This is a genomic window from Paenibacillus taihuensis (genome assembly GCF_003386535.1).
GTDB lineage: Bacteria > Bacillota > Bacilli > Paenibacillales > Paenibacillaceae > Paenibacillus_Z > Paenibacillus_Z taihuensis.
This window is the reverse complement of sequence record NZ_QTTN01000002.1, coordinates 266,194-277,594: the sequence shown is the minus strand read 5'-3', so window position 1 is coordinate 277,594 and position 11,401 is coordinate 266,194. Positions and strand designations below refer to the sequence as shown.

Below are 11,401 nucleotides of genomic sequence, written 5' to 3'. Positions count from 1 at the left end.
TATCTGTCGTGGGCGCAGGAAATTTGAGAGGAGCTGTCCTTAGTACGAGAGGACCGGGATGGACGCACCGCTGGTGTACCAGTTGTTCCGCCAGGAGCATAGCTGGGTAGCCAAGTGCGGACGGGATAAGCGCTGAAAGCATCTAAGCGTGAAGCCCCCCTCAAGATGAGATTTCCCAATTAGTAAGACCCCTGAAAGACGATCAGGTTGATAGGTTCGAGGTGGAAGCGCAGCAATGTGTGGAGCTGACGAATACTAATCGGTCGAGGGCTTATCCTAAACAAGTTAATCAAGCAAGAACTTCGCAAAGGTTCGTATCCAGTTTTCAAGGCGTAACGTTAAGAGGCTGTCCCAAAAGTAAGTCAACTCACGTTGTAGAGCGGTCCTGCAGTGCAAAAATTGTATAAAATAAACAAATGGCGGCGTTTGGGAGGTTATCCCTGCGCCGCCATTTTCCGTTTTTGGTCCAAAGCTGTTTTCTTGAGCAGATTATGGGCAAGCGAAAGCCACCCGACCTCCAGGCTTACCTTTGGCAAGCCACGAAGCAGAAATCGCCGGACTCCCCGGTTGTTCTTTAGTTGTCCAAATACGCTCTCCGGTTCAATCATTCTCCGAACCGACAGCGCATAGCCTTCTTCGCTTCGAAGTTTCTCGCGCGCTTGGTTTTTATAACGAAGGTACTCCGGACTGATTGTTATCTCTCGATTTCCGTTCGCCTTCGTACAAGCGGACACCCTTCGCAATTGGCGCTGCGGTAGTGGCGGTGGATGATCTCATAGCCGGTTTCTGTGGTTTCTTTGCTCTCTCGCACGAAGTAGAGCTTCTGCTTGGCTGCGCACGTCCACGTGTCCTCGGTCTCGTCGTACCGCCAATTGTCGATTTTACTGATATCCTTCTGCCACTGCTTTAATTTTTCCTTATGATACGTGTTGTATTTTACCAACGCTTCGATTTGCTCGGTTTCTAAATACGCGTAGTTCTCTTCCCCGCCATACCCCGCATCCGCGATGACCGTTGCCGGCAGCTTGCCAAGGGAGGTTTTTAGCTTCTCCAAGTGGGGCTTCAAGCAGCGCGTATCCGTCGGGCGTTGATGCAGGCTATATCCCACGATGAACTGGTTTTCCGTACCGATTTGCACATTGTAGCCTGGCTTAAGCTGACCATTGCGCATATGATCTTCTTTCATCCGCATGAACGTCGCATCGGGGTCTGTCTTACTGAAGCTATTCCGATTTCCTAAAATCTCCTGCTGGGCTTCATATTTTTGCAGACGGGGAAGGAAGTCTTTGCGAATGGTACGTACCGCTTTTTTGAGCGGCTTGTCCTTGGGTTTCTCTTGCAGTTCAGCCTCCAACCGTTTGACGGCTTCTTCGAGCTTCTCGCTGGAGATTTGCGCGGCCTCGCCCAGTTCGGGAAGATCTCGACCGCGATGCTTCTGCTCTTCCTGACGTTCCAACTCTTCAATGGAGGCGAACAAGGTCTGTACGTTCTCCTGCAGCTTCGCCTTCTGCTTCACAACGGCCTTTCCCCAAACAAAAGTGTAGCGATTGGCATTAGCCTCAATCTTCGTCCCGTCCACAAAGTAATGCTCCAACTGGACGTACGGCTTTGGCAATTTGGCGAGAGGAGTAGATGCGCTGCGAGTATGCGTAAACGATGACTTTGGTCAGCATCTTAGGGTGATAACTATCTCGACCGCCGCCGGGATAAGCGCTAGCAAAAATGTGATCGCTTAAACGGTTAACGGCGTCGTTGACGACACGAACGAGGTGGTTTGGGGGAATGTCCTCAGTTAGATCCATTGGCAGTGTTAGTTGGTCCATGGTATATTGAATGTACATAGAAACCTTCCTTTCGAAGATGGTTGGGTGGTACCTCCATTTTACCAAGGATAGGTTTCTTTGTTTTTTACAGATTTGAAAACAATGAGGGGCTGCCCAAAAGCGTTATGGCTTTTGGGACAGCCTCAAAATGCCGCAATCGCAATTGAATAACTGGGTATCTCCAGTTATTCATAATTACCGACGAGATTTACAACCTACCCTGTGAAGCCAAGAAGAATTAGGCCACATAAGAAGAGGTACTCTCATCAGACGTTGTCGTTCTCCATAACAAACGCTGCAGAACGACGCCAATCATACCAACGCTCCCGACAATGATCCCTACAAACAAGAAAGTAAAAGAAGCGCCCCATTGTTCGATTAAGGCTCCGCCAATGAGCGGTGCGATCACGAAGATGACGCTGCTCAAGGAATCATAAATACCGCTGACCCTGCCGATTGCCTCGGAAGGCGTTTCTTTCTGCAGGATATAGTTCATGCCTGCCGAGGTAAAGCCGGTGCCGATGCCTCCGATGAAGGATGTGAACAGGATGAAGCAGAGCGGGGTATCCTGCCGAAACATCCCCGCAACGGCAAACATAATACCGATGAGCGTCACCCCGCCTCCCAGCAGCCAGCCATACGCCGAAAGCTGTTTGAACCGGCGCAGCCAGGTGACGCTCGCAAGACCGCCCGCTCCGATCGCGGTCACGAGCCAACCGATCAATTCGGGTCGGTGCGGGGCTACATCCCGCAATAGAACAGAAATCTGGGCATCGATCATTTGGATGCCGGATAGCCCGATTAAGCAGAAAATGAGGCTTACCCGCAAGGTGCTGCTTTGCAAGAGAATCCGCCAGCCATGCCGCCACGCCGTGCGAAGCTGAAAGGGTTCCTTAGATATCGCTTCAGCTGCGGCAATGCGTCCATGCTTAGAGGGGATGAGCAGGAGCAAACAGGCGGAAAGCACGAAGCTGGCCGCATTAACCGCCATGCAGCTAGATGGAGAGAAGACAGTGGCCACGGTTACGCCAAGCAGAGGACCTAGCACTTTAGAGAGTTGAAAGACGGCTCCGTTGAGCGAGGTCGCCTGCAAGAGTTGGTCGGGTTCGACTACGCCCCGCGTCATCGCCTGTTGAGCCGGATAGTGGAAAACGCGAGCGGTGGATCGAAGCGCGATCAGACCGATCAGCACCGCTGCATTCGGCGCGAAGATCAGCATGACTGTAATACAGGCACGAATCAGATCGGTGGCAATCATCAGATTCCGCTTGTTCCACCTGTCCGCCAGAATCCCGGCCAGTTGGCTGAATAGAATGCTTGGCACAGCGAAAGAGAGCGGCATTAGAGCGACGGTCATTGCGTCTGCCTTCCAGATTAATCCCAAGAGAATAGCGACGGCCATGAAATCAAAATAGTCGCCGAGTGCTGACAGACCGTAGGCGATGAACATCTTTGCGAACGAACGATTGTTCTTTAACATATGAAGGCCTCCTGTTACGAATCATTGCAAGTATCGTATCAGGGGAATGTCAGAGGATGATCAGAGCAGGTTTACAAGCAAATGCTCCGCTTTAACCAATAGCTCGTCGAAGCGGTACTGTATCGCCAGCAAGTCCCATTGCCGCTCATATTTTAAACGATAGGTCTCGTCGCGCACGTGCGTTCTAAGATACAGAAGGGCCGTGTTCAAGTTGGTGAGCAGATGTGGGATAAATTGGGTATGTCGCGTTGTTTCCATCCCTTCATCAAGCGTTTGTCTCGCAGAGGCGATGCTGCCTTGCTGATACAGGAAGAGCGCTTTTACCACAAGAAGCGCCCCCCGTTCTCGTTGAATCGGATGTTGGGCAAGCAGATTTTCACACTCCTGTATCGTGAAAGCCGCAGCATCCATTTGACCTTCCTGCAACTGTAGATGAATCTCCTTTATCAGAAAGTTCGCGGTGAAGCTGGGAGAATTCAGATCGGCGATGTTCTGTCTGATGGCGTCTAACTCTTGTTGTGCCTTCACAAGCATGCCGGATTTCAATAAATGGAAAATAACATTTATTCGCAGATCATACTGCCATTCCCGCGATAGCATGTCGCCTTCGGTGATTAATCTTTCAAAGTAGCGCAGAGATGCTTGCGGTTGCAACTGGATGGTCGCATGGATAAATGCCGCATAGGAAAGCTTCTGCCAATAATTGATGCTGTCCGTCGTGAGTATCCATTCGAAATCGCCACGTACAAAGTGAAGATAGGTATCGTAATAAGGATCGCCCGGCAAGCTTAGGATGTCTCGGTGTGTCGCCAGCAGTTGCATCGCTGCGCCCATTCCGAGTCCATGATATTTGGAGAGTATCCGGTTAATGTCAACAGCGAATTGTTCATCCTCGAGGAGCGGACTATCTTGCTGCTTCTTGGCATGGCGTATTAGTTTATAGCCTTGTCCCCGAATTGTCTCCACGCGGAGCAGATGCGACCATTTGGCCATTTTTTTGCGTACGCGGTAAATGTGATCATCTACGGTCCGGTCGCTGGGCGCTTCAAGCGGCCAGACGGCTTCCAATAACTCATCCCGTGAAAATGACCGTCCTGCATTCTCATAGAGAAAACGAAACAGCGCAAATTCCTTGGGCAAAAGTTGAATGCTTTCCCCTGCAAAAGCAGCCTGATAGGTATGCTGATCAAGATGGATCATTTGTATCCTCCTTACCCGTTCATTGAATACATGATTCAATTCTAGAACAACAGGCCAAATCGATCAAATAGACGGGATCATGCCGACCGCCATATTGGAGACCAAAGTGGCCGAAACAATAATGAATGCAGGCTGCGCAAGTCAGACAAAAAAACCGTGTGTCCGCAGTTGGCGGATGACACGGCTTGAATCATTTATTCGAACAAATACCCGGCAATCGAAGACAAATCGCTTGCCGTCACAACGAACTTCCCATCCGGCAATTCGTCCGGTTTCATCGTGCGAAGGCAAGTAAGCTTGCCGTCTACGACGCCATACGCATGCACCTGCCGATAAGCACGTTCCAATCGCAGCTCGCCGGCGGCGAACGGAATGCAGGCGAAGGAGGACGATACCGCTAAATCGGCATCATCCTGAGCTATTAACGCCCAGCTGCCCGTGAATGCAACGGGAATGGCAATGTCGTCATATTGAATCGGTTCCGATCGGTTATTTTGCAGAGCGAGCGCGGTCAACTGTTGTGGCTGGCCTTCGCTTAACGCCTCCAAACGTCCCCATGACACCAGCTTCGGCTCGCTTTTGCTGCTTCCGAGTTCGGCTTCGAGCCAGAGCGGCTTCCAGCCGCAGGTGCGTCTGCGCCAAGCTTGCAGGGCCGCCCAGCGGTTGATGTCCGGCTGCGTGATGCGCTTCCCGTCGTTATCGGTTTCGCCGAGCGTAAGTCCGTTCACGCCGACGACGGCCGTATGGAGCAGGATGTCGCCGAGGGTATCCCAATAGTACCCGGTCGACGTGTTGACCGCCATGCCATGCCTTGCGGCCAGCGATTAAACAGCGCTGATTGTGACCTGCCGCTTCGTGCTCGGCGCTGTCTCCCGCATCGCCAAGATCATCGAGATTGACCAGATCGGACACGCTGCGCATGAGCGAATGAATGCCGTAATAGATGATCGTGATATCCGGATCAACCGACTTCGCCGCATCGTAGATGATCATCTATCAAGGTACGCCTGCCGTCATTGGTTCTATTCTTGATGTAACCGAGTGAAAACGAGCGGAGCGAATGAATGCTTTTCTAGCCTACCACGACTCCTTGACTGAGCTTCCTAATCGAAGAATGTTTGAAAGGTTTCTCACGCAAACGTTGGAGAAATCGAAGTCTTCCGGACAATCGTTCGCTCTCGTTTATTTGGACATGGACCGTTTCAAATCCATCAATGATTCATTAGGTCATGCAGTAGGAGACCAACTGCTGATCTCCATTGCCAAGCGCTTGCAGGAGCAGATCAGGGAAACGGATCTTGTGGCCAGAATGGGCGGAGATGAATTTACCGTTATTCTCCCGAGTATACGAGATCTTAACTGTGCGACTGAGGTTGCCAAACGAATTATTGAGAAGTTCCAAGAACCCTTTATTATTGAACAGTATGAGCTGTTTATTACAACCAGCGCTGGGATCAGCATTCATCCTAATGATGGTGAGGATTCCTCTACGCTGATGAAAAATGCGGACTCCGCTCTTTACCGCGCTAAAGAGCTGGGAAAGAACAACTATCAAATCTATACGGCGTCCATGAATATACAGACCTATAAGCTTTTCAATGAATGGGGGCTTGTCCCGCCAGATGAGTTTCTGCCGATATCGGAGGAGACTGGCTTAATTATTCCTCTTGGTCAGTGGGTTAAGCAAACCGTATGCCAGCAGAATAAGAAATGGCAGCAATCCGGTCTCAGGCCAATTCCGATTTTGATTAACGTCTCTGCCAAAGAGTTTCTATCCAGAGTTATCATTCATGATATTCAGCAAGCTTTATCCGATAGCGAATTAGATCCGCAGTACTTGGAGATTGAAATTACGGAAGGCTCCCTATTAGAAAATGCAGATTCCGTTATGACAATACTCCATATCTTAAGCAAGCTTGGCATTAAAATTTCGCTCGATGACTTCGGGACAGGCTACTCTTCCCTTTCCTACTTGAAACGGTTTAAACGTACAATTAACATTCTGAAGATCGATAAGTCTTTCATACAAGATTTGCATCGGGACAATGACGATAATGTGATTATCCAAACGATTATTCAACTCGCTCAGCATATGAATATGTCTGTCGTTGCGGAAGGGGTTGAAACCGCGGAACAGCTTCATATTCTCAAACGATTAAAGTGCGATCTGGTTCAAGGCTATTTATTTAGTAAACCTATTCCTGCCGCACAATTTGCAAGCTTGCTGGAAAAAGGTACTCTAGTGCCGTTAATGAATGAAAATGAGCAGGAGCAATACCCGTATGAGAATAAACGAAGCTATTTCCGAGTCGATCTTCACTTTCCTTTATTAGCTTCAATGACTGTCATTGAGATTAACGAGAAGAATATTGAGCTTGGCAAAACAGACATTAAATCGCATGCTCAATGATTTATCTATCCAGCTGCGCAAACATACATTGATTCCCGGCTGCAGCTTTATCAAGGTAGACCGCTATCATTATCTGAGAAGACTGCTTGGCGGCGATCCTGCTCCATAATCGTATAATCGGTTTAAATCGAAAAGCCGCACCGGTCCATGTCATGGACCGTGCGGCTTTTTCCTGCGGTCGTGATTCTGAAACCTCCGCTTTATGGAAATGATGGTAAAAAGTAATTGGACCAGGTGATGAATTTGCAGCATAACGGAAACTCTGTGACAACGGAAGCTTTGCATCCCGAGCTTGAAGCAACATTGGGCCTTATTCGATCGAAACTAGGCAACAGCACGGATCTTGTTATTCGCAGTTTTACAGTGATCACTCCGCTGCAGGCTCACCCAGCTGCGATCGTATATATAGACGGGCTTGCGAATGTGAAAGAATTGTTGGAATCGCTGCTTGTTAACTTCAGTGATACCCAGACGCTTCCGCAGCTCTCGTCAGAGACCTCTCCTTTGCATTGGATTCGATCGTTTATGCTCAGGAGCGGGGACATTTCCAGCCTCTACGATTTCGAAGAACTCTGCCAAGCCATTCTATCCGGCGAAACCATCGTTCTTGTGGACGGCTACGCGGAGGGGATCGCAGCCGCGACCAATGAGTGGAAGGATAGGGGCGTAACCGAGCCTAATTCTCAATCTGTCGTAAGAGGACCGCGGGAAGGGTTCTCCGAAACGCTGCGAACGAATACCGCACTGATCCGTCGCAAAATCAAGGATCCTAGTCTATGGTTGGAAACAAGACAGGTGGGCACTGTGACACACACGGATGTGGCCATCATGTACATTCAAGGGATAGCAGACGAGAAGGTTGTGGAAGAGGTTCGTTCCCGGCTGGACCGGATTGATACGGACGCGATTCTGGAGAGCGGTTATATCGAGGAATTTATTCAAGATAAGGCGATGTCGCCGTTTCCGACGATCTATAACACGGAGCGCCCGGATACGGTTGCCGGCGGTCTTCTGGAGGGACGTGTCGCCATTCTCGTCGACGGCACGCCATTCGTGCTCGTTGTACCTGCGTTGTTTACCCACTTCATTCAGACGGCGGAGGACTATTATCAACGTGCGGATATCGGTACGCTTCTTCGGCTGCTTCGGTATGTTTGCTTATTTATCGCCATGTTCGGACCAGGCGCGTACATTGCGATTACAACGTTCCATCAAGAGATGATACCGACCCAACTGCTGATCAACATTGTGGCACAGCGGGAAGGCATTCCCTTTCCCGCATTTATCGAAGCGCTCCTGATGGAAGTAACCTTCGAGATATTAAGAGAGGCCGGGGTGCGGATGCCGAGGACGGTTGGACAAGCGGTGTCGATCGTAGGAGCACTGGTCATCGGCCAAGCGGCAGTTGATGCGGGGTTAGTAGGTCCGGCGATGGTCATCGTCGTCTCGATTACGGCGATTTCGAATTTCGTCATACCTTCGTACAACATGGGGATCTCGATTCGCATGATCCGTTTCTTCTTCATGATGCTTGCCGCTTCCTTTGGCTTATTCGGCATTCTGGTAGGCACAATTATTCTCGTGCTGCATTTAAGCAGTCTGCAATCGTTCGGGGTTCCTTATTTGGCGCCGTTCGCGCCTTTCATCAAGGAAGACCAGAAGGACAATATGATTCGATTGCCCCAATGGATGCTTCTTACCCGTCCGCACATAGTTAGTCATCAGGATCGTAAACGGCAGCAAAAGCAACCTCCGCAGCCATAGCAAACCGTACGAGGAAGTGTAAACCATGTTGATGCGTAAAGGGTTGTTATGCGCACTTGTCCTGGCAGCGAGCTTGATGTTAACGGGCTGCTGGAACCGTAAAGAACTCAATGAGCTTTCCATTGCAACGGCTTTTGGATTTGACAAGAACGAGAAGCAATATAGTGTCTCGGTTCAACTCATTAATCCGTCGGAAATCGCAGCTGCAAAAGGAAGCGGACGTTCGCCCGTCATCACCGTACAGGAATCAAGAGGACGTACGATCTTCGAATCCATTCGCCAAATGACCACGACGACCCCAAGAAAAATATACGCTTCCCATCTGCGCATTCTTGTTATTGGAGAAGACTTGGCGCGCGAAGGAATTGCTAAAGTGCTGGATGGCCTGTCCAGAGACCATGAATTACGAACAGACTTCTATATCATCGTCGCAAAAAAAGCAACGGCAAAAGATGTACTGCGAGTGTTAACCCCGTTGGCCAAAATCCCGGCTGATAAATTGTTTTCTTCTCTTGAAGCTGCGGAGCGCAATTGGGGCGTCACTGCCAAGATCGATTTGCATGAATTGATTTATGATTTGGTTGACAAAGGCAAGGACCCCGTGCTGGCCGGGATTCATATTATCGGCAATCCAGAGCATGGCCAGTCCCAGGCCAACGTGCGCCTGGTAAGTCCGCAGACCGTATTGAGATATGAAGGTCTTGCCGTATTCCATAAGGATCGGCTCGTGGGCTGGTTCAATGGCGAACAGAGCAAAGGCTACAACTACATTCTTGGCAACATACAAAGCACGATTGTTCGGCTACCTTGTCAGACTGGCGGTTCGCTGAATATTGAGCTTATCCATACGACTCATAAACTGAAAGGGAAGTTCGTAAACGGACATCCTGAGGTGCAAGTTAGCGTCCGTGTGGAAGGGAATATCGGGGAAGTAGAATGCGGCATGCCGCTCGGCGAGAATAAGGCAATTGCCTTGCTTGAGAAAGAATTAAGAGATGAAATCAAGTCGACGATCGTATCTTCCGTGAAGCGGGCGAAGTTCTACAAGTCGGATGTGTTCGGCTTCGGTGCGGCGATTCATCGCGCGGATTATAGAGCATGGAACCGTCTTAAGGATCACTGGGACGACGAGTTCGTCCGCATGCCCGTGCATGTGAAGGTCTATGCGAAAATCCGCCGTACAGGTTCGGTTGTGGAATCGTTCCTCGAACGAATGGAGGGGGATTGAGTTGCTCTGGATAGCGATTATCGCAGCGGCGGGAGCTGCTTATTATGAATATCCGAAACTGAGGCGCGCGAGACAGTTCAAGGAGTTATGGATGTTCTCGTTGCTTCTTGCATTCAGCCTGATGCTCTGCGTTGCCCAGAAACGGCATTGGCCCATCCCTAACCCGCTGGATTGGATTACCGCGGTGTACAAGCCGATGAGCAATGCCATTCTGTCGGTTTTCAATTAATGGTTGGAAAGGAAGTCGGGGCTGATGATACAGAACGGGAAGATAAATCTGCGACAATTATCCATACTAAGACGCCGATCCAAGTCGTGCATACCCTATTCGTGGTCGCTGTCGTGATGGGCATAAGCTTAGGGCTTGAAGTTATCGCTCGTTCGGCGGAGGTCTTCCTGCCATGGGTTGCGCTGCTGATTACCGTGCTAATCGTGTTCCTGCTCCCGCAAATTGAATTCGACCGGATTCAGCCTACGTTCGAATCAGGTGTGAAAGGCATTATTCATGGAAGCTTATCCGTTCTCAGCATTCCTTATATGGAGCTTGTCGTTTTCCTCATGATATTCCCTTCCGTTAACCAGCCCAAGGGGTATGGATCGGCTTTTGTCAAAGGCTCCTTGCTCGGAGGCTTCGTCATCATTATTGTGACCGTGCTGTGCGTGTTCGTCCTTGGTTGGGATTTCACGGCCAGACATACCTTCCCAAGCTATACGCTAGCCAAAAAAATTCAAGTCGGGGAGTTTCTCCAGCGCATCGAGGTCCTTGTGGCCATTATTTGGTTTGTGACTATATTCTATAAGCTGGCCATCTGCTTCTATGCTTCCGTGCATGGCATGGCACAGCTGTTTCGATTGAGAACCTCTCGTCCTCTAATCATTCCATTAGCCATTTTATTAGTTGTGTTATCCATCGTCGTTTATCCCAATATCGTTTACTTTAGAGTGTTCGCAGCTGAAATCTGGCCATTCTATGCGATCACATTCGGTTTAATCATTCCGCTGGCACAGCTGGTTGTGTCTGTAATTAGCGAAAGTATTAAAAATGGTAATGCCTCCGAGTGAATCGCGGCAGCGTACTGCAAGCTCGAAATTGAAGTGCCTTCTGGTGCGATCAGGTTGGAATATCGGTATGCAAAAAAAGCTGCAAAAACACCGGCAGCTTTTATTTTTTGTGCTCGAAAAGGTGATCAGGTAACTGCAATCGTTAGTTTCCGCGGGAGCCATTGGAGCCGCGGGAACCATTGGAACCACGCGAGCCGTTGGAACCGCGGGAACCATTGGAGCCGTGGGAACCGTTGGAACCGCGGGAACCATTGGAGCCGTGGGAACCGTTGGAGCCGCGGGAACCGTTGGAGCCGCGGGAACCGTTGGAGCCCTGGGAACCGTTGGAGCCGCGGGAACCGTTGGAGCCCCGGGAACCATTCGAACCGCGGGAACCGTTGGAGCCGCGCGAACCATTGCTGCCTCTTGAATCTGACATATTATCTCAACCTCTT

General features: G+C 50.0%; 9 protein-coding genes, 1 rRNA gene and 1 pseudogene. 6 read left to right on the top strand and 5 right to left on the bottom strand.

Going from position 1 to position 11,401, the window contains the following annotated elements; translation table 11 throughout:
• Positions 1-279: ribosomal RNA gene (locus A8990_RS03435) — 23S ribosomal RNA — on the top strand; the annotation flags it as partial.
• A 155-nt stretch (positions 280-434) separates the two neighbouring features.
• On the opposite strand, the pseudogene A8990_RS03430 reads toward A8990_RS03435, so the two are convergent.
• The 5 genes and pseudogenes from A8990_RS03430 to A8990_RS31215 form a co-directional block, all read right to left on the bottom strand.
• Positions 435-1,841 (bottom strand): annotated as a pseudogene (locus A8990_RS03430) (IS1182 family transposase).
• Positions 1,842-2,061: 220 nt separating this feature from the next.
• Positions 2,062-3,303, bottom strand: a complete 1,242-nt coding sequence (locus A8990_RS03425; protein WP_116187611.1) for an MFS transporter — start codon at positions 3,301-3,303, stop codon at positions 2,062-2,064.
• 60 nt (positions 3,304-3,363) lie between these two features.
• Positions 3,364-4,503, bottom strand: coding sequence for a winged helix-turn-helix domain-containing protein (locus A8990_RS03420; protein WP_116187610.1), 1,140 nt, complete (start codon positions 4,501-4,503; stop codon positions 3,364-3,366).
• Between the two features lie 194 nt (positions 4,504-4,697).
• Positions 4,698-5,306, bottom strand: coding sequence for a hypothetical protein (locus A8990_RS03415; RefSeq protein ID WP_116187609.1), 609 nt, complete (start codon positions 5,304-5,306; stop codon positions 4,698-4,700).
• A complete protein-coding gene (locus A8990_RS31215; protein ID WP_147306761.1) occupies positions 5,200-5,496 on the bottom strand; it encodes a hypothetical protein in 297 nt (98 codons plus the stop codon). Before A8990_RS31215 ends, A8990_RS03415 begins: the two co-directional genes overlap by 107 nt.
• 67 nt (positions 5,497-5,563) lie before the next feature.
• On the opposite strand from A8990_RS31215, the gene A8990_RS03410 reads away from it, so the two are divergent.
• The 5 genes from A8990_RS03410 (at position 5,564) to A8990_RS03390 (ending at position 10,967) form a co-directional block, all read left to right on the top strand.
• Positions 5,564-6,913: a putative bifunctional diguanylate cyclase/phosphodiesterase gene (locus A8990_RS03410; RefSeq protein WP_116187608.1), complete on the top strand. Its 1,350-nt coding sequence runs from the start codon at positions 5,564-5,566 to the stop codon at positions 6,911-6,913.
• A gap of 243 nt (positions 6,914-7,156) precedes the next feature.
• Positions 7,157-8,677 carry a spore germination protein gene (locus A8990_RS03405; RefSeq protein WP_425463877.1) on the top strand — a complete coding sequence of 507 codons (1,521 nt, stop codon included), beginning with the start codon at positions 7,157-7,159 and terminating at the stop codon, positions 8,675-8,677.
• Positions 8,678-8,702: 25 nt separating this feature from the next.
• Positions 8,703-9,905, top strand: a complete 1,203-nt coding sequence (locus A8990_RS03400; protein WP_245995822.1) for a Ger(x)C family spore germination protein — start codon at positions 8,703-8,705, stop codon at positions 9,903-9,905.
• Between the two features lies 1 nt (position 9,906).
• Entirely contained in the window at positions 9,907-10,134 is a 228-nt protein-coding gene (locus tag A8990_RS03395) for a hypothetical protein (RefSeq protein ID WP_116187607.1), read from the top strand.
• Positions 10,134-10,967 (top strand): GerAB/ArcD/ProY family transporter, encoded by an 834-nt coding sequence (locus A8990_RS03390; protein ID WP_116187606.1) that lies wholly within the window; start codon positions 10,134-10,136, stop codon positions 10,965-10,967. The genes A8990_RS03395 and A8990_RS03390 overlap by 1 nt, the downstream gene beginning before the upstream one ends.
• The last annotated feature ends 434 nt before the right edge of the window (positions 10,968-11,401 follow it).